Source organism: Pseudomonas sp. E315 (genome assembly GCF_055406205.1).
In genome coordinates this window covers 1-591 of sequence record NZ_JBUZPJ010000040.1, presented here as the reverse complement: position 1 = coordinate 591, position 591 = coordinate 1, and the positions used below count along the sequence as shown (strand labels likewise).

At 55.5% G+C, this 591-nt stretch carries 2 protein-coding genes; both read left to right on the top strand.

Going from position 1 to position 591, the window contains the following annotated elements; translation table 11 throughout:
* Positions 1-345, top strand: a 345-nt coding sequence (locus ACZRJQ_RS22030) for an electron transfer flavoprotein subunit beta/FixA family protein (protein ID WP_463980367.1), incomplete at its 5' end; no start/stop codon positions are given.
* A gap of 16 nt (positions 346-361) precedes the next feature.
* A partial coding sequence (locus ACZRJQ_RS22025; RefSeq protein WP_463980366.1) for an adenine nucleotide alpha hydrolase family protein occupies positions 362-591 on the top strand: 230 nt, incomplete at its 3' end.

Below are 591 nucleotides of genomic sequence, written 5' to 3'. Positions count from 1 at the left end.
GGTTATGGTCAGGGCACCTTCGCTTCCAAAGTGGAAGTTGCAGGCGATAAAGTTGCCGTGACCCGTGAAATTGACGGCGGCGCGCAAACTGTTTCTCTGAGCCTGCCGGCCATCATCACCACCGACCTGCGTTTGAACGAGCCGCGTTATGCGTCTTTGCCAAACATCATGAAAGCCAAGAAGAAGCCGCTTGAAGTGCTAACGCCAGACGCGTTGGGCGTTTCGACGGCATCGACCAACAAAACCCTGAAAGTCGAAGCGCCAGCAGCACGCAGCGCAGGTATCAAGGTTAAGTCGGTGGCTGAACTGGTCGAGAAACTGAAAAACGAAGCGAAGGTGCTCTGAATTGGAGAGCTTAATCATGACTATCCTCGTAATCGCAGAACACGACGGCAAAGCACTGGCTCCGGCCACGCTGAACACCGTAGCCGCCGCTGCCAAAATCGGTGGCGAGATTAACGTTCTGGTTGCAGGCCAGGGCGTGGGTGCAGTTGCTGAAGCCGCTGCAAAAATCGCCGGCGTCTCTAAAGTGCTCGTGGCTGACAATGCTGCTTACGCGCATCAGTTGCCTGAAAACGTTGCTCCGCTGGT